Genomic DNA, 17050 nt, shown 5'->3' on the forward strand with positions numbered 1-17050 from the left:
CAATGGAGGGTATCCACATGGTTCCAATCACCAAACGCGCCCAGCGTATGCGCTATCACCTGGTTCCCGTGCTGACCGCACTCACCCTCACTGGCTGCCTGGGCGGCGGCGGAGGTGGAGGCGGCAGCAATCCCGTCACGGCGGGCGAACCGCGGGCCGACACCGCGCAAGGCCAGGTTCAAGGTGTGCAGCAGGAGACGCTGATCAGCTTCAAGGGCATTCCCTACGCCGCCGCCCCGCTGGGAGAGCTGCGTTTCTCGGCACCCCAGCCGCCCCCGGAGCGCGACGCGCTGCTGGTCGCCGACCAGTACGCCACGCCCTGCCTCCAGGCCCCCAATCTCTTTGAAACAGCGCCCTCCTCCGAAGACTGCCTGTACCTGAACGTCTACACGCCGGACCTGGATGGCGAGTATCCGGTCATGGTCTGGATCCACGGTGGTTCACTGGAGAACGGCTCGGGCGGGCCGACCTATGACCCGCAGCGCCTGGTAGAACGCGGGATCACCGCGGTGACCATCAACTATCGTCTGGGCGTGCCGGGCTTTCTCGCCCACCCGGCCCTGTCGGACGAATCGCCGGAGAACGAGTCGGGCAACTACGGCATCATGGACCAGCAGGCGGCATTGGCCTGGCTGCGCGCCAACATCGGCCAGTTCGGCGGCGATCCGGCCAATATCACCCTGTTCGGCGAATCCGCCGGTGGTCACAGCGTACTGACCCACCTGGTATCGCCGGGCTCCAGCGAGCTGTTCGACAAGGCCATCGTGCAAAGCGGCTCCTATGCCCCGAACCAGCGCACGCTGGCCGAGGCGCTGGCGCGCGGCGAAATCCTCGCCGAGCATGCCGGTTGCACCGGGGACAACGAGGTCGCGGCCTGCTTGCGCGCACTTAGCGCCGATCAGCTCATCGCCCTGCAACAATGGATGTCTACCAGCGATACGCCGCTGAATACCGGCTTCATGCCCACGCGCCACCTGCCGGTCACGGGCACCAGCCTGCTGCCGGCGTCCATCGCCGAGGCATTGCAGGCCGGCAGCTTCAACCGCAAGCCGGTACTGATCGGCGGCAACCTGGATGAGTGGCGGTTCTTCGTCGGGCTGTATCTGGCCAGCGGCGGCTCGGTTCCCGAACCGGCCTATGAGACCTTCATCCAGATCACCCTCGGCGTCGATCCGGCCACCGCCGCGCAACTGGCCCTGGCCTATCCGGCAGCCAGCTACGACAGTGCCGCCCAGGCGCTCAGCGCGCTGGGCACGGACGCCATCTTCGCCTGCAATACCCTGGCCCAGGTACGCCATCTGGCGGCGGATGTGGATACCTACTTCTACGAGTTCGCCGACCGCAATGCGCCCCTGACCGTGGCGCCTGTGCCGGGCTTCGATTTCGGCGCGGCGCATGCGCTGGAAATCGGCTACCTGCTGGCCAGCGAGGACTTAATGGCCCAGTTCGGCGCCACCGACGCACAGATCGAGCTGGCCGAGCACATGGCCGACTATTGGACCAGCTTCGCCACCTATGGCGACCCGAACCCGACCTCCGGCACCTCACCGATGTGGAACGCCTTCGTAGCCGGTTCGAGCGAGACCATGCTGAATCTGGTGCCACCGGAGCCCGGCAGCGTGCCCGCAGCGCAGTTCGATACCTTCCACCAGTGCGACGCCATCTGGCTTGCTGCCCCTGTTAACGGGATCACCACCTCAGGTGTACAAAACCAGAGCCAGTGAAGATACCCAAACCGGTTTACCGGTGAACCGTAGAGCTGCTCCGATAACTTCACTACGGTTCGCCGGGTTTTTATTCCAGCTACCACGCTCAGCGCAAAATCCGCTCTACCGCCTTCGATGCCGCTACCATGCCAAAGGTCGCAGTGACCATGGTCACCGAACCGAAGCCGCCGGAACAGTCCAGCTTCACGCCCTCACCGACGAACGCCTTCTGTTGGCACACCGAACCATCCGGCTTCGGATAGCGCAGCTGCTCGGTGGAATACACGCAGGGCACCCCGAAGCTGCGCTTGCTCTGCGCCCGGGGGAAGTTGTGGTCGCGGCGCAGCAGCGAGCGCGCCTTGGCTGCCAGCGGATCGTTCACCGTCTTCGACAGGTCGGCCACGGTGATCATGGTCGGATCGATCTGCCCGCCGGCACCGCCGGTGGTGACGATCTGGATGCGCTGGCGACGGCACCAGGCGATCAGCGCCACCTTGGAAGCCACGCTATCGATACAGTCCACCACACAGTCGATATCCCCGGTGATGTACTCGGCCAGCGTATCGGGCGTGACGAAGCCCATGATCGGACGCACCTCGCAGCCCGGGTTGATCGCCTGCAGACGCTCGCCCATGACCTCCACCTTCAGGCGTCCGATATTGCCCTTCATCGCCGGCAACTGGCGATTGGTGTTGGTCACACAGACATCATCCATGTCGATCAGCGTGATGCGACCAAGCCCGGTACGTGCCAGCGCCTCGGCTGCCCAACTGCCGACACCACCAATACCGACCACCGCCACATGGCTGGCCTGCAGGCGCGCCAGGGCGTCGCGGCCATAGAGCCGGGCTATGCCACCGAACCGGGGATCATCAACGGACATGTCAACCTCGCAGAAATCAGGCGGCGCAGTATACCCCATGCCGGCATTACCCGGCGCTGCTCAATAAATGACCAGACCTGGCAAAGCCAGGCCGGCTGTGCGCTACTCCACTCTACCCTGAGGTTATCCACAGAACTATCCACGCCAATTGTGCACAACCCGGATGATCCCGCCGCGCCATTTGTGGGACAATCCACCGGCCCAGCGCCCGGACCACAACATGCCCCGCAAACCATCTCCTCACCGCACCACAGCAACCATCCTGCACCCGCGCAATCGGCATCAGGGCCGCTACGATCTGAACGCCCTGACACGCGCCTGCCCGGCACTGAAGCCCCATATCATCAGGGCTGCCGACGGTTCCTCGACGCTGGACTTCACTGACCCACAGGCGGTCAGGCTATTGAATCGGGCGTTGTTGCAGCAACAGTACCGGATCACCGAGTGGGATATTCCCGAGGGCTATCTGTGCCCGCCGGTGCCCGGCCGTGCCGACTACATCCATGCCCTGGCCGATCTGCTTGGCGAAAGCCACGGCGGTAACATACCCACAGGCGAGGGTTTGACCGGCCTGGATATCGGCACCGGCGCCAATCTGATCTATCCGTTGCTGGGCCGGGTGGAATATCAGTGGCGCTTCATCGGCGTCGATATCGATCCGTTGGCGCTGGATAACGCGGCACGCATTCTGGCGGCCAATCCCGGGCTGGCCTCGGGTATCGAGCTGCGACAGCAACCGACGCCATCGAGCGTGCTGCGCGGCATCCTCGGTGCCGAGGAGCGCGTCGACTTCACCCTGTGCAATCCGCCCTTCCATCCCAGCCATGCCGTGGCCAATAGCGGCAGCCAGCGCAAATGGCGCAATCTGGGCAAGGTCCGCGCCGCTGCCACGACACAGCGCAACTTCGGTGGCCAGGCCAACGAACTGGTGTGCGACGGCGGCGAGGCCGGCTTTCTGGAACGCATGATCGAAGACAGCGCACAGATCGCCGGGCAGGTGTTCTGGTTCACCACCCTGGTATCCAAAGCCGCCAACCTGCCCGCGCTACAACAACAACTGGCGACATTCTCGGCCCGGGATGTCCGCCTCATCCCCATGGCCCAGGGAAACAAGCACAGCCGCCTGCTGGCCTGGACCTTCCTCGACAAGAAACAACGCCGCGCCTGGCGTCGGGCTCGCTGGGACGCCGCTCCTCACAACTGACCTGCCTTGTACAAAGACTGACCAGTCACGCTCATGAGCGAAACTAATGACGGGGCGCGGAAACATTTTGTTGAACAGTCGCAATCGCCCGCGGTCAGAACTTGAGTACGTACTGTGATTGCAACAGTTTCAAGCTGGTCAATTACAGTCCATCGGCAAAGCATGCCATGGCCTGGACAGGGGCCCGCCAGTAAGCGAAGCACAGTGCAGTTGTCCGCAGTCATTGTGGATGTTGATGCAATGTTCAAACTGGAGCTGTAACTATGTCTAGACACGTTTTGCATGTTCCCAAGCATCTGCTTGTCATCGCCACCCTTGGTGTGGCCGCAGCCCTTACCGGCTGCGCAAGCACTCCCCCGCCGACCAGCCAACTGGCAACTGCCCAGCAGGCATTGAATGCCGCCGATACTGCACAGGGTGCCGAATATGCGCCACTCGAGCTGCGTACCGCCCGGGAAAAACTGCTGCAGGCCGAGCAGGCCAACGTCGAGAAAGAATACGATCGGGCCCGCTATCTTGCCGAGGAGGCCGAATGGGATGCCCGCGTCGCCGAACGCAAAGCCCAGGCGGAAAAAGCGCGACGCGGCCTGGAATCAGCCGAGCGCGGCACTCAGGAATTGCGCGAAGAAAGTCTGCGCAATCTCCAGTGATCACCAGGCAACCTGTTCAATAGCAAGGAGTAGTCCCATGCGTACTCATCTCACCTTACCCGCCTGCCTGGCCATGGGCCTGTTGCTGACGGCCTGTGCTTCCAATGACATCAACCCCAATCTGGAACAGGCGCGCGCGCAGGTAACCGAACTGCAGAACCATCCGCAGGCCCGCCAGTTGGCCGCTGTCGAAACCGAAGACGCGAAAAAGGCCCTGGGCCGCGCCGAGTTCGCCATGAAGGAAGGTGCCAAGCCCCACGAAGTCGACCACCTGTCCTATCTGGCCGAGCGCCGGGTCGAACTGGCGCGCCAGACCATCGCATTGCGCTCAACGGAGCAGCAGTTGGAGGGCATCTCCGAACAGCGCGCCCGCACTCGATTGGAGGCACGCGATGCGCAGATCCGCAAACTACAGGAAGAGCTGAACGCCAAGCAGACCGAGCGCGGCTCGGTGGTCCCCTTCGGTAATGTCCTGTTCGACCTGAACAAGGCTGATTTGAAACCGGCCGCCATGTCCGATATCCGCAGCCTGGCAACATTTCTCCAGGAAAACCCCCAGCGCAAGGTGATGATCGAAGGTTTCACCGATAGCACCGGCTCCGACTCGTACAACCTGCAATTATCGCAGGCACGTGCCGATTCCGTGCGGCATGCCTTGGTGCGCGAAGGTGTCGACCCCGGCCGTATCAGCACTGTCGGGCTGGGCAAGGCGCATCCGGTCTCCGACAATGACTCAGCTGCTTCACGGGCCATGAACCGCCGCGTCGAAGTGACCATCTCCCATGACGCCAAGGCTGTGCCAGCCCGTCGATAAACCAACCGGACCATACCCGCGCCTGATCGGCGCGGGACCACACCCCGTTCATATCCTGCCCGAGGACCAGTCATCATGCAGCACAGCACAGTGAAGAATGTAGCAGGCGTGGAACGCGCCGTATCCGTGATTGGTGGCCTGGCTTTGGTGGGCTGCGGTCTGCGCCATGGCGGCTGGGCCGGCCTGGTGCAGATCGCCGTGGGTGGCATGGCGCTGCTGCGCGGCGCTACCGGCCATTGCGAGCTGAAGGACAAGCTATGCGCGCAGCATGACGACCCGGACAACGATATCGCCCGCTACAGCCATATGCCACTCGACTCCGAAGTGCGCAGTCCGGATTTCCGGGACCCCGAGACCGGCCTGCCAGACACCACGCCGATGGGCCACGAACGCGATCCGCACAATCCCTAGGGGCTGTTGCCAAGCGCCAGCCCCATCAATACGCCGGCCACTTCTGCTATCATGACCGCCGATTTCAGACCTGGCCGGCCACTATGACCACACCCCAATCCGCGACTCTTTCCCTTGCCTGCGAGCTGATCGCCCGCGACTCCACAACCCCGGATGATGCCGGCTGCCAGCAGTTGATCGGTCAGCGCCTGGCCGCCTGCGGCTTCCATCTGGAGCCCATGCGCTTTGGTGAGGTGGATAACCTGTGGGCGCGCAGGGGTACAACGCAGCCGGTACTGTGCTTTGCCGGGCATACCGACGTGGTACCGACCGGCCCACTGGAGCGCTGGGACAGCGCCCCCTTCCAGCCGGTAGTCCGCGACGGCATGCTGTATGGCCGCGGCGCGGCGGACATGAAGGGCAGTTTGGCCGCCATGGTGGTGGCAATAGAACGTTTTGTCGCCGCGCACCCGACGCACCGCGGCTCAATCGCCCTGCTGATCACCAGTGACGAGGAAGGTCCGGCCACCGAGGGTACGGTCAAGGTGGTGGAGACGCTGGTCGCCCGCAACGAACCGGTCGACTGGTGCATCGTCGGCGAGCCGTCCAGCACCGAGCTGGTCGGCGATGTGGTGAAGAATGGCCGGCGCGGCTCGCTGAATGCCCGGCTGCTGGTCAAGGGGCGTCAGGGTCACGTCGCCTATCCCCATCTGGCGCGCAACCCCATCCACCTGGCAGCACCGGCGTTGGCCGAGCTGGCCGATGAGGTGTGGGACCAGGGCAACGACTTCTTCCCACCGACCAGCTTCCAGATCTCCAACGTCCATTCCGGCACCGGCGCCACCAATGTGGTGCCGGGTGAACTGGAGGCGCTGATCAATTTCCGTTTCTCCACCGAGTCCACCGTCGCGGGCCTGCAGGAGCGGGTGCGCGGCATTCTCGACCGACATGGCCTGGACTATGAACTGGACTGGACCCTGTCCGGCCTGCCGTTTCTCACCGAACCCGGTGAACTGCTGGATGGAGTGGCCGCGGCGATCCGTCAGGTCACCGGCCGCGACACCCAGGCGTCCACCTCCGGCGGCACCTCCGACGGCCGCTTCATCGCCACCATGGGTACCCAGGTGGTCGAGCTGGGCCCGGTGAACGCCACCATCCATCAACTCAACGAGCATGTCAGCGCCAGCGATCTGGATACCCTGACCGATATCTACTTCACCACCCTGCAACGGTTGCTTGCCTGATGCCGCAGCTCCTCTGCCCACATTGCCAGGGCCCGCTGAGCGCCGAAGGCCGCACCTGGTCCTGCGCCAACGGCCACAGTTATGATCAGGCTCGCCAGGGCTATCTGAACCTGCTGCTGGTGCAGCACAAGAACAGCCGCCAGCCCGGCGACACCCCGGCCATGCTCGGTTGCCGCCAGGCCTTCCTGGATGGCGGCCATTACCAGCCGGTGAGCGATGCAATCAACCGGCTGTTTGCCGAACAGGCTCCGGCAGCGCTGCTGGATATGGGGTGTGGCGAGGGCTACTACACCGATCGCCTGGCCCGCGCCCTGCCCGGGCTCGACTGCACCGGACTGGATATCAGCAAGGACGCGGTGATCAGGGCCTGCCGCCGCAACCGTGCCATCCAGTGGCTGGTCGGCTCCAGTGCCCGGCTGCCATTGGCCGATGCCAGCCTGGATGCGGCGCTGTGCGTGTTCAGCCCCTGGTCCTGGGAAGAGTGCCTGCGGGTGCTCAAGCCCGGCGGCCACCTGCTGCTGGTCGGCCCGCATGCCGATCACCTGCTGGCGCTGCGGGAAAAGCTGTACGACAGCATCCACCCCACCCCCGAGTTGATCAAGGCGCTGCCGGAGGGCATGACAATCGTCAATGACCAGATCCTGCGCTATGCTCTGCAGCTGGAACCAGCCGCGCTGGATAACCTGATCGGCATGACGCCCCATGGCTTTCGCAGCCGCCCCGAACGCCAGCAAGCACTGCGTGAGAGCGGCCTGGCCGGGCTGGAAGTCGCCATGCGCATGGTGATGCTGCAACGCCACTGAGAGGAATTTGCGTGCGCCAACCGGATATCGAGATTTATCTGAAGGAAGACTTTCTGGACGAGCTGAATGGCTGGCTGGAACAGCATGTCGGCCGCGTCGACCTCGGCCCCTGGTCCGGCACCACCCGCCGCGGCACGCTGCATGGCGACGCCGCGATTCCGCTGATGATCGTCCGCAAGGCGGCCGGCAAGTGGGCCAGCATCTGGTTCGAGAGTGAAGCGACGCCCTGGGCCACCGACCTTGACTGCGCCCGTGCGGTGGCCGCAGGCATCAACCGGGAAGTACGGTGCTCCATCGGCGGCTGGGAAGAGGCACAGGGCGAGGCGGATGCCGATCGCTGGTACAAGGTGACGACCGAAGGTGAGGAAGAGTTCACCTGGGCGCTGAAGCCCTGAGGCGTGACGCTGCCCGCCGGATTGCCCCATCCGATTTGACAACAGGAGCCTGCACATGAGTGAACCGATGACGCTGGCCTGCCCACACTGCCACCGCCGCAACCGGCTGGCGACGGAACGTCTCGATCAGGCTCCGCGTTGCGGAGCCTGCAAGGAAGCGCTGTTTACCGGCGCCCCGGTGGACCTTCTAAACAGTAACTTCAATGCCCACGCCAATGCCGACCTGCCACTGGTGGTCGACTTCTGGGCCAGTTGGTGCGGGCCCTGCCAGCAGTTCGCCCCGGTATTCGCCCAGACCGCCGGTACGGCGGAACCCCGGGCGCGTCTGGCCAAGGTCAACACCGAAGAGGCTCAGGAGCTGGCCGCCCGCTTCGCCATTCGCAGTATTCCGACACTGTTGATCATGCACAGGGGCAAGGAAATCGCCCGCCTCAATGGCGCGCTACCGCCTGCGGAATTTCAGCGCTGGCTGAGCGGCAATCTGCCGAAACTGTAACGGCGCATCATTCAGAGCTGCAGCGCCTGTGCCGAGCCCACCAGCAACTCAAGCTCATGCGAGCCGGGTTTGGCGCACGGGTGTGCATGGAAGCTGCGCGCCAGCTCGGCAAGCGCAGGGGAAAAGAACACGGTGACCTGGCATTGCAGGCCATCCAGCCGGTGACGGCTGAAAACAGCTGTATCCGGTGGCGCCTGCGCATCCGGATACAGCTGCCTGAAAGCGTCTTCGATATCGTTCAGCGGGACACTGGCCAGCAGCCCATCACCCAGCGCAAGACAATACCAGGACGATCTCGCCTCGGCACTCAAAGGGTACTTACATCCTCAGCCTGCAAGCCCTTCTGCCCTTGGGTGACATTGAACTCCACCTTCTGGCCCTCGACCAGCGTGCGGTGCCCATCGCCACGGATGGCGCGGAAGTGCACGAATACATCCGGGCCCGACTCGCGTTGAATGAAGCCAAACCCCTTGGCGTCGTTGAACCATTTAACCGTACCGGTTTGCCGATCAGTCATTCCCACAATCTCCATCACCAATGATCCCACCACCCGGGAAGTCCGAAGTGGCGATAGCGACACTCCGTTCAACCTTGATTCGGTACCTGGTGCGAACCTGACGCGGCAATGCTCCCGGTAAGGGGGGCGCTGCCGGACAACCGGACGCGCCCCACCTGGAATACTGTTTATAGAGGCCGTGTCTCGATTCTAGTCAAACACCGCAGCGCTGCAAGAGGATTTTGCTACGGCGAACGTACGATATCCGCCTGCCGCTTGTTGAGATTTTCCATCTGGCCGATACCGATCTGATAGGCCCAGCGCGGATCGGCATAGACCTGCAGCTGTTCGTCATCGGTCTGCGGGGTGTTGAAACCGTCGATCAGCAACCAGTAGCGCCCGTCGATGTCGTGCAACGAGGCCTCCAGCTCGGCGCCAGACCAGGTGCTCACCTGCATGCGCAGCATAGGTTCGGGCAACGTCAGCTCGTCGCGCGGCACCACGTTCTGCGCCGTCAGGTTGACCAGCGCCAGCACCATGCTGTTGATCCAGCGTTCGTTGCCACCCTGCTGCGACGCGTCCAGGCCGGCCAGGCGCAGGTTGTAATCGCCCTCGGACTGCTTGTCGAGCTCAAGGGTCTCGCCATCGGCATGGGTCCAGCGGGCCGTAGCCACCTCTGGCATGGGAATCCGGATGACATCCAGTGCCAGCCAGTCATGCGGGCTGACCGAGATGCTCAATGGGCGGTTGACCAACAGGACCTGGTCCTCGTCGATAAAGCGCACCAGTTGTCCGTTGCCCACCCGGTTACCATAGATCACGCCGAAATCCAGGGCAGGACTGTGCAGGCTGACCTGCAGTGCTTCGCTGTCCGCCGGCCCGACATCCAGCCCCAGCCGTGCATGATGTCCGGGATTGCTGGTCTTCTCCTCGACTACCCGCGCCCCGCGCAACGCATGCAGCAGCGCGGCAAGGCGCTCGCGCTGGACCGGGAAACCGGCGTGGCTGACGACGCCCCAACTGCCATCATGCTGGGCCAGTTCGACCTGCCCTTCGCCCCGCGCCAGGCTGATTCGCTCCAGCTGCGCCAGTTGCTTCTCCTGCATCGGTGACAGCAGGTTACGGCTGGACAGCTCCTCGACCCGATCCTTGCCGCGCATCTGCAGGGCCAGAGCAGCCAGCACCAGCGTCAGGACCACCGTGAAAATCAACGGTTTGTTACGCATGTCGATTCTCCTCAGGTAGTGCGGCGACGCGCCCGGCCGATCAACCACCACAGCAGCACACCCAGCGTCAGCAGGGCCGGCACCAGGGCGATGTTGATCACCTTGAGCAGATTGCCCAGGCGCTCGATATCGGCGTTCAGTTCATAACGCACATCGCGCAGCTGCTTGCGGATCGCCAGCTTCTCATCGAGAAAGCCCTGGATCGCTGCTTCCTGCTCGGCGCTCAGTTCGGTCAACTGCGACGGGTCCTGGCCCTGCTGCAGTTCACGCAGGCGCTGCTCGGTCTGCTCCAGTTGCTGCTGCAGACGCTGCTCACTGGCGCGGTAGCGGCGCTCGGCCTTGCGTTGCAGCTCCTCGACCACGGTGAACGGACGGCTGAAATCACCGCGCGAACGGACACTGATCAGTGCCTCGGAACCGGACAGGTTGTCCAGCGCATTGATCAGCAGGCCGCCATTGTCCGCCCAGGGCTGGGGAATGCGCTGGCCGAAGAAGTCCTGCACCTGCACCCACATGCGGTCGGTGAGCATGTCGGTATCGGCGATCAGCAGCACGTTGATGTTGTCCGCCTCGGTCAGCTCCGCCTCGCGGCCTTCCAGCCCGTCGGGATAGGCAGTCCGTGCCGCCCCCTGCAGACGCGCGGCAAAATGGTAGACCTGATCATCGGCCTTGAAGCCGTTGAGCAGCGCCTCCGGGTCCTGCATACCGCTGAACCGGCTGCTGGGCGTCAGCGCGCTGTTGGCGCTGCTCGACAGCAACGGCAGGAACTGCGTGCTGGCGCCTTCCACAGGCTGCAGCGCACCGGCGGTGGCGACGTTCAGCAGTTGCAGCGGCGCGGTGACGGTATCATCCCGGCTCATGAACTGCTGCTCCACTTCCAGCCAGCCGATATGTCGTGCCGGCAATTGCCCCTGCCCCCTGCTGACCGACATGCCCAAGCGGGCATCCAGAACCACCTGCTCAGGGTCGTAGGCCACGCCCCAGGCCGCCAGCAGCGGCCCGAGATCGGAGGACTTGCCGTCGGCCATGCCATCCATCATCGCTTCCATGCTCTGGTCGGACTCGGCCAGTGGGTCGATGAAGGCCAGCAGCTTGCCGCCGCGCAGCACGAACTGGTCGACGGCGAACAAGGCCGCCTCGCTAAGCGTCTTGGGATGCACCAGCAGCAGCACCTCGATGTCGTCCGGCACGGTATCGATATCGCTGTCCAGCTCCTGCACGCTGAACATCTGTTGCATCTGCTCGAAGGCTACCCAGGGCGCGCTGGGCTGGCCGGTCATCGGGTTCATGCCGCCGGCCAGAGGCAGCCCGGAGATCAGGCCGATTTGCGGTTTTTCCGGCTGCGCCAGGCTGTTGATCAGACGACTCAGCTCGTATTCGAGCAGGCCTTCCTGTTCCAGGGCGAAGAACGGGATAACCTCACGCTGGGCCAGTTCGTTGGTGCCGGCCAGACCGAAATACAGCTGCTCGCCAGTCTGCGTCAGCGGCACCGCCTGCAGGCCGAACTCGGCGGCACGGTCTTCGGCCTCGGAGAACGGCTGCGGATCGATGATCTGCAGTTTCAGCTTGCCATCGGCCACGCGCTCGTATTCGCGGAGCATTTCCTCGACCCGGCGGGCGTAGTTGCGCAGCACCACCATGTCCTTGCTGGCACGGTCGGAGAAGAAGAAGTACAGGGTTACCGGCTCATCCAGATCGCGCAGGATCTTGCGCGTGCCATCGGAGATGGTGAACAGTTTCTGCTCGGTCAGGTCGATCCGAGCCCCGGGCAGCAACACCCCGGTAGTGATATTGAAGGCGACGAAGGCCAGCAGCAGTACCAGCAGACCGGTACCTGAATACATCAATCGTTTCATTGTTGTTCTCCTTTGCCTCAATCGGCCTTCTTCAGGTCGATGACAATCGCCGTGGCCAGCAACCAGACTGCCATCAACGATATGAAATACAGCAGGTCACGCAGGTCCAGCACGCCCTTGCTGATGGCATCGAAACGAATCAGGAAGCTGAGGGAGGCAATGCCGTCCAGCAGCCACTGGGGAGCCCAGCCGCTGAACAAATCCAGCACCAGCGGAAAACCGCTGACAATGAACACGAAACAGGCCACTACACTGAGAATGAAGGCGATCACCTGGTTCTTGGTCAGCGCCGACATGCACGAGCCGATGGCCAGGTACCCCCCGGCCAGCAGCCAGCTGCCCAGGTAACCGGTGAAGATCGCACCGTTGTCCGGCGAACCCAGGTAGTTGACCGTGATGATGATCGGGAAGGTCAGCACCAGCGAGATACCGACGAACACCCAGGCGGCGAGGAACTTGCCCAGCACCATGTCGGCACGCGACACCGGCAGGGTCATCAGCAGCTCGATGGTGCCGGACTTGCGCTCCTCGGCCCACAGCCGCATGGCTACCGCCGGCACCAGGAACAGGTACAGCCAGGGATGGAAATTGAAGAACGGGATCAGGTCCGCCTGGCCGCCTTCATAGAAGCCGCCGAGGTAGAAGGTGAAGACCGCCGACAGCACCAGGAAGATGACGATGAAGATATACGCCAGCGGGGTCGCGAAGTAGCTGCCCAGCTCGCGCTTGAAGATCACACCAAGACTTTTCATGCGGCCTCCTCCGCAGTCAGGCGACGGAAGACCTCATCCAGGCGCCCCCGCTCGACCGACAGTTCCTTGACCTGCCACTGATGCTGGCGGGCATATTCGCCGACCACGGGAAAGATCACCGCATCCGGCTCGGCAATCACCGTCAGCTGGTGTCCCTCGCGCTCGACTTCGACCTCCTTCACCCCGGGCAGCGCCAGCAGCGGCTGGCTGTCCACCGGCTGCTGCAACGACACGGTCACCGCCTGGTGGTATTTCGAGCGGGCTTCCAGCTCGTCGGGCGTACCATCGGCCAGCAGACGGCCACGGGCAATCACCACCGCCCGGCTGCATACGGCACTGACTTCTTCGAGGATGTGCGTGGAGATGACCACGATCTTGTTGCTGCCGCTGGCCAGTTGCTGGATCAGTTGGCGCACCTGGTGCTTCTGGTTGGGGTCCAGCCCATCGGTGGGCTCGTCGAGGATCAGCACCTGCGGGTCATGCAGAATCGCCTGGGCCAGGCCCACCCGACGCTTGAAGCCCTTGGACAGGGTGTCGATGCTCTGCCCGAGCACCCCTTGCAGTTCCACCTGCTCGACCGCGCGTGCCACATGACGCTGCTTGTCGGCACCGCGCAGGCCGCGCACCTCGGCAATGAATTCGAGAAATCCCTTGACCCGCATGTCGCCATAGCAGGGCGCGCCTTCGGGCAGGTAGCCCATCTGCCGCTGGGCCTGAAGAATCTGGCTGCGGATATCGAAACCGCAGATGGAGGCGCTGCCGCCGTCCGGCGTCAGAAAACCGGTGAGCATCTTCATGGTGGTGGACTTGCCGGCACCATTGGGGCCGAGAAACCCCAGTACTTCCCCCGGTTTTACCTCAAAGGACAAATTGTCCACGGCGACGTGCTCGCCAAAACGTTTGGTCAGGCTGTTTATCTTTATCATGGCCTCTTCCACTTCCCCCGGAATACTGGCGCACCGCAATCAGGCGGGGCACCGCAAAGCGCAAGGATACATTGATTACCAGCGCACGGGAAAAGGACAATCGAGACATGCCGGTGTTCCGTAAATGCCCGCAAACTTCCAAACCAGTCACTGACCTGCTGCGCCCGTGCGCAGCAGGCAATGCATCCTGCTGCTTGCGAATATAAGAATCGAGCCTACCGGTTTCAAGGTAATCGCATGGGTAGCGGAATGTAACAGCGTATTAAAAAAGGTAGAATCTGGACATGCCCGCCCTGTTCAGAGAATAGTCATGTCATCTGCCAATTCTTCGCTTTTCAGCCGCCTGCGCTTTGGCCTGATGCGTCGCTTGCTGTACCTGTGGGCCCGCTCGGAAAGCATTGGTGATCCGCTGGCGAAAATCGCGCCGTCCGGCGATCAGTCGATTCTCTATGTACTGCCCGGCCGCTCCTTCTCCGACCTGCTGGTGCTGGATCACGAATGTACCCGCCTGGGCCTGCCGCGGCCGACTCTCGAACCGGGCGGCACCCTGGAAGAAGAGGCCTCCTTCTTTCACCTGACCAATGAACTGGCCTGGAGCGGTCGCCCCGATCCGCGCCAGCGATCGCCACGCCTGCTACGTGCGTTGACCGCGGTGGAGCTGCGGGTCACCCCGGACGTCAAGGTGGTGCCGGTCAGCGTGTTCTGGGGCCAGTCGCCGGATGTGGAATCCTCGCCGCTGAAGTTGCTGTTCGCGCATAACTGGGGAGTCGGCGGCAAGCTGCGCAAAAGCCTGGCGATCATGCTGCATGGGCGCAAGATCCGCGTCAGCTTCGGCCAGCCGCTGTCGCTGCGCCAACTGACCGACGAGAACCTCGGGCATGACCGCAACCTGCGCAAGATCCACCGGCTGTTGCGGGTGCACTTCCGTGAACAGCGCGGCGCCGTGGTCGGCCCGGACCTGTCCCATCGCCGCACGCTGCTCAAGGGGCTGATGCACGGCCCGCTGGTGCGCGAGGCGATCGAGCGCGAAGCCGCCGAGCAGAACATCAGTCTGGAACGGGCACGCGGGCGCGCGGCGCGGTATGCCGATGAAATCGCCTCGGACTTCACCTATACCATCATCCGTTTCCTGGAAATCGTCCTGTCCTGGTTCTGGAACAAGCTGTACGACGGGATCAAGGTCAACAACCTGGACAACGTGCAGGACATCGCCCGCGGCAAGGAGATCATCTATGTGCCCTGCCACCGCAGCCACATCGATTACCTGCTGCTCTCCTACCTGCTGTTCCGCCACAGCCTGACCCCGCCGCACATCGCCGCCGGCATCAATCTGGACATGCCGGTCATCGGCAGCATCCTGCGCCGCGGCGGCGCCTTCTTCATGCGCCGCAGCTTCCGCGGCAACCAGCTGTATACCGCGGTGTTCAACGAGTACCTGCACACGCTGTTCAGCCGCGGCTTCCCGGTGGAGTACTTCATCGAAGGCGGGCGCTCGCGTACCGGTCGCCTGCTCGACCCGAAGACCGGCATGCTGGCGATCACCCTGCGCAGCTACCTGCGCTCATCGCGGCGCCCGATCGTGTTCATGCCGGTGTATATCGGCTATGAACGGGTGCTGGAAGGCCGTACCTACCTGGGAGAGCTGCGCGGCAAGGCCAAGAAGAAGGAGTCCTTCTTCGACATCTTCCGCGTGTTGTCAGCGCTCAAGCTACAGTTCGGCCAGGTGGCGGTGAACTTCGGCGAACCCCTGGCGCTGAATGACTTTCTCGACCGCCAGCAACCCGACTGGCGCAGCCAGGCTGGCGCACCGGAGTACAAGCCCGAATGGTTGTCCGAAACCACCCGGCAACTGGCGCGCACCCTCGGTGCCTCGATCAATGCGGCGGCGGATGCCAACCCGGTCAACCTGGTGGCCCTGGTGATGCTCTCCACCCGCCGGCTGGCCCTGGACGAAGCCACCCTGGCCCGCACCCTGGACACCTTCACCGGCCTGCTGGGCGATGTACCCTACAGCGCCAATATCACCCTGCCCAGCATCAGTGGCGCCGAGCAGATCCGCCATGTCGAAGCCATGGGCATGATCGACCGCCAGTCCGACGCCCTGGGCGAGATCCTCTATCTGGATGAGCCGCAAGCGGTATTGATGACCTGGTACCGCAACAACATCCTGCACCTGGTGGCATTGCCGGCACTGGTGGCCAGCCTGTTCCTGAACAATGCACGGATGAAACGCGAACAGATCGAGCGCCTGGTCAGCGCGCTATATCCCTATCTGCAGGGCGAGCTGTTCCTGCGCTGGGATGAAACTGAGTTGCCACAGGTGATCAGCGAGCAGGTCGACGGCCTGATCGGCCGCGGCCTGCTGCACGAGGATAATGGCCAGATCCACCGCCCGGATACCGCCTCCGGCGAATTCGTGCTGCTGACGCTGCTGGCACGCAGCATCATCCCGATGCTGGAGCGCTTCTACATGGTCGCCGCGCTGCTGCTGAACAACCCCAACGGCAGTCTCGACGCCGAGCAACTGGAAGCGCTGTGCACGGTCATGGCCCAGCGCCTGTCGATCCTGCATGGATTGAATGCGCCGGAGTTCTTCGACAAGACCCTGTTCCGTCAATTCATCCAGCGGCTGCGCGATACCGAGGTGCTGAGCACCGACGAGCAGGGGCGGCTGCACTACCAACCGGAACTGGAAGACATCGCCGAGAATACCGCCAAGCGGGTACTCAGCGCCGAGATCCGCCTGTCGATCCGCCAGGTAGCACGCAGCGCGGGGTAGCGTCAGTCTCGGCATGGACCGTCGTAATATCGAGATATCTGAATGCATTTGGGAGGGGTTTTCTGCAAGGAAAGGTTGGTTGGCAGGGCCGTGCCGACACGCCGTGAACCCATCCCTGGGGGCTCGCGGTTGCTATCCGATCGCCAGGGATGGCGGGAGTGCCGGAAATGCAGGAGCATTTTCCGGCCATGGCAACCGACGGTCGGCCCAACCCTGCCAACCAACCTTTCCTGAACCCTCTATGCTGCTGTGGGTTTAAAACCATCCGCAACACAGAAAGCCGCGTCTTTGCACCGTGATTGCCTGCCTGCGACCGTTTGATGCCAGGGATGGCATCAACTGTATAGACCGGGGACATAGGTAACAAAACGTTCGGAGACATGGGTAACAGTTAATACTCTTCGGCATTACGTCCTCTTTGGAGATCGCT

At 63.2% G+C, this 17050-nt stretch carries 17 protein-coding genes; 10 read left to right on the plus strand and 7 right to left on the minus strand.

Annotated features, from left to right (window positions below; genetic code table 11):
* The first annotated feature begins 17 nt into the window (after positions 1 to 17).
* Positions 18 to 1724, plus strand: a complete 1707-nt coding sequence (locus CQ007_RS17330) for a carboxylesterase/lipase family protein (RefSeq protein ID WP_158256799.1) — start codon at positions 18 to 20, stop codon at positions 1722 to 1724.
* An 88-nt stretch (positions 1725 to 1812) separates the two neighbouring features.
* Here CQ007_RS17330 and tcdA read toward each other — a convergent pair whose 3' ends face one another.
* The gene (tcdA, locus tag CQ007_RS17335; protein WP_105647111.1) at positions 1813 to 2589 is read right to left on the minus strand and encodes a tRNA cyclic N6-threonylcarbamoyladenosine(37) synthase TcdA; all 777 of its coding nucleotides are present in this window, start codon (positions 2587 to 2589) and stop codon (positions 1813 to 1815) included.
* Positions 2590 to 2809: 220 nt separating this feature from the next.
* Here tcdA and rlmF point away from each other — a divergent pair, with 220 nt between their 5' ends.
* From rlmF to trxC, 8 genes are all read left to right on the plus strand, one after another.
* The gene (rlmF, locus tag CQ007_RS17340) at positions 2810 to 3793 is read left to right on the plus strand and encodes a 23S rRNA (adenine(1618)-N(6))-methyltransferase RlmF (RefSeq protein ID WP_105647112.1); all 984 of its coding nucleotides are present in this window, start codon (positions 2810 to 2812) and stop codon (positions 3791 to 3793) included.
* A 263-nt stretch (positions 3794 to 4056) separates the two neighbouring features.
* Positions 4057 to 4443 carry a DUF4398 domain-containing protein gene (locus CQ007_RS17345; protein WP_105647095.1) on the plus strand — a complete coding sequence of 129 codons (387 nt, stop codon included), beginning with the start codon at positions 4057 to 4059 and terminating at the stop codon, positions 4441 to 4443.
* A 37-nt stretch (positions 4444 to 4480) separates the two neighbouring features.
* Positions 4481 to 5257, plus strand: coding sequence for an OmpA family protein (locus tag CQ007_RS17350; RefSeq protein ID WP_105647096.1), 777 nt, complete (start codon positions 4481 to 4483; stop codon positions 5255 to 5257).
* A 75-nt stretch (positions 5258 to 5332) separates the two neighbouring features.
* Positions 5333 to 5668, plus strand: coding sequence for a DUF2892 domain-containing protein (locus CQ007_RS17355; RefSeq protein ID WP_105647097.1), 336 nt, complete (start codon positions 5333 to 5335; stop codon positions 5666 to 5668).
* 83 nt (positions 5669 to 5751) lie between these two features.
* Positions 5752 to 6891: a succinyl-diaminopimelate desuccinylase gene (dapE, locus tag CQ007_RS17360; RefSeq protein WP_105647098.1), complete on the plus strand. Its 1140-nt coding sequence runs from the start codon at positions 5752 to 5754 to the stop codon at positions 6889 to 6891.
* On the plus strand, positions 6891 to 7694 hold the full coding sequence (locus CQ007_RS17365; protein ID WP_105647099.1) for a putative RNA methyltransferase: 804 nt from the start codon (positions 6891 to 6893) through the stop codon (positions 7692 to 7694). The genes dapE and CQ007_RS17365 overlap by 1 nt, the downstream gene beginning before the upstream one ends.
* An 11-nt stretch (positions 7695 to 7705) precedes the next feature.
* Positions 7706 to 8089 carry a hypothetical protein gene (locus CQ007_RS17370; RefSeq protein WP_105647100.1) on the plus strand — a complete coding sequence of 128 codons (384 nt, stop codon included), beginning with the start codon at positions 7706 to 7708 and terminating at the stop codon, positions 8087 to 8089.
* A 55-nt stretch (positions 8090 to 8144) separates the two neighbouring features.
* Positions 8145 to 8585, plus strand: a complete 441-nt coding sequence (trxC, locus tag CQ007_RS17375; RefSeq protein WP_218278913.1) for a thioredoxin TrxC — start codon at positions 8145 to 8147, stop codon at positions 8583 to 8585.
* Between the two features lie 11 nt (positions 8586 to 8596).
* Here the strand turns inward: trxC and CQ007_RS17380 are convergent, their stop codons facing one another.
* The 6 genes from CQ007_RS17380 to CQ007_RS17405 all read right to left on the minus strand — a co-directional run bounded on the left by CQ007_RS17380 (position 8597) and on the right by CQ007_RS17405 (position 13841).
* A complete protein-coding gene (locus CQ007_RS17380) occupies positions 8597 to 8896 on the minus strand; it encodes a hypothetical protein (RefSeq protein ID WP_105647101.1) in 300 nt (99 codons plus the stop codon).
* A complete protein-coding gene (locus CQ007_RS17385) occupies positions 8893 to 9102 on the minus strand; it encodes a cold-shock protein (RefSeq protein ID WP_105647102.1) in 210 nt (69 codons plus the stop codon). The genes CQ007_RS17380 and CQ007_RS17385 overlap by 4 nt, the downstream gene beginning before the upstream one ends.
* 224 nt (positions 9103 to 9326) lie before the next feature.
* Entirely contained in the window at positions 9327 to 10307 is a 981-nt protein-coding gene (locus tag CQ007_RS17390) for a DUF4340 domain-containing protein (RefSeq protein WP_105647103.1), read from the minus strand.
* Positions 10308 to 10318: 11 nt separating this feature from the next.
* Complete coding sequence (locus CQ007_RS17395) at positions 10319 to 12163, minus strand: Gldg family protein (protein WP_105647104.1); 1845 nt, start codon at positions 12161 to 12163, stop codon at positions 10319 to 10321.
* Between the two features lie 17 nt (positions 12164 to 12180).
* Complete coding sequence (locus CQ007_RS17400; protein ID WP_105647105.1) at positions 12181 to 12915, minus strand: ABC transporter permease subunit; 735 nt, start codon at positions 12913 to 12915, stop codon at positions 12181 to 12183.
* A complete protein-coding gene (locus CQ007_RS17405; protein ID WP_105647106.1) occupies positions 12912 to 13841 on the minus strand; it encodes an ATP-binding cassette domain-containing protein in 930 nt (309 codons plus the stop codon). The genes CQ007_RS17400 and CQ007_RS17405 overlap by 4 nt, the downstream gene beginning before the upstream one ends.
* 310 nt (positions 13842 to 14151) lie before the next feature.
* Here CQ007_RS17405 and plsB point away from each other — a divergent pair, with 310 nt between their 5' ends.
* A complete protein-coding gene (gene plsB, locus CQ007_RS17410) occupies positions 14152 to 16620 on the plus strand; it encodes a glycerol-3-phosphate 1-O-acyltransferase PlsB (RefSeq protein ID WP_105647107.1) in 2469 nt (822 codons plus the stop codon).
* The last annotated feature ends 430 nt before the right edge of the window (positions 16621 to 17050 follow it).

Source organism: Pseudomonas sp. MYb185 (genome assembly GCF_002979975.1).
Classification (GTDB): domain Bacteria; phylum Pseudomonadota; class Gammaproteobacteria; order Pseudomonadales; family Pseudomonadaceae; genus Halopseudomonas.

Coding starts and splice junctions, on each gene's coding strand:
- CQ007_RS17355 (WP_105647097.1), top strand. CDS start 5,333: ATGCAGCACAGCACAGTGAAGAATGTAGCAGGCGTGGAACGCGCCGTA.
- trxC (WP_218278913.1), top strand. CDS start 8,145: ATGAGTGAACCGATGACGCTGGCCTGCCCACACTGCCACCGCCGCAAC.
- CQ007_RS17330 (WP_158256799.1), top strand. CDS start 18: ATGGTTCCAATCACCAAACGCGCCCAGCGTATGCGCTATCACCTGGTT.
- CQ007_RS17400 (WP_105647105.1), bottom strand. CDS start 12,915: ATGAAAAGTCTTGGTGTGATCTTCAAGCGCGAGCTGGGCAGCTACTTC.
- CQ007_RS17405 (WP_105647106.1), bottom strand. CDS start 13,841: ATGATAAAGATAAACAGCCTGACCAAACGTTTTGGCGAGCACGTCGCC.
- CQ007_RS17345 (WP_105647095.1), top strand. CDS start 4,057: ATGTCTAGACACGTTTTGCATGTTCCCAAGCATCTGCTTGTCATCGCC.
- CQ007_RS17365 (WP_105647099.1), top strand. CDS start 6,891: ATGCCGCAGCTCCTCTGCCCACATTGCCAGGGCCCGCTGAGCGCCGAA.
- CQ007_RS17390 (WP_105647103.1), bottom strand. CDS start 10,307: ATGCGTAACAAACCGTTGATTTTCACGGTGGTCCTGACGCTGGTGCTG.
- dapE (WP_105647098.1), top strand. CDS start 5,752: ATGACCACACCCCAATCCGCGACTCTTTCCCTTGCCTGCGAGCTGATC.
- CQ007_RS17350 (WP_105647096.1), top strand. CDS start 4,481: ATGCGTACTCATCTCACCTTACCCGCCTGCCTGGCCATGGGCCTGTTG.
- CQ007_RS17395 (WP_105647104.1), bottom strand. CDS start 12,163: ATGAAACGATTGATGTATTCAGGTACCGGTCTGCTGGTACTGCTGCTG.
- tcdA (WP_105647111.1), bottom strand. CDS start 2,589: ATGTCCGTTGATGATCCCCGGTTCGGTGGCATAGCCCGGCTCTATGGC.
- plsB (WP_105647107.1), top strand. CDS start 14,152: ATGTCATCTGCCAATTCTTCGCTTTTCAGCCGCCTGCGCTTTGGCCTG.
- CQ007_RS17385 (WP_105647102.1), bottom strand. CDS start 9,102: ATGACTGATCGGCAAACCGGTACGGTTAAATGGTTCAACGACGCCAAG.
- rlmF (WP_105647112.1), top strand. CDS start 2,810: ATGCCCCGCAAACCATCTCCTCACCGCACCACAGCAACCATCCTGCAC.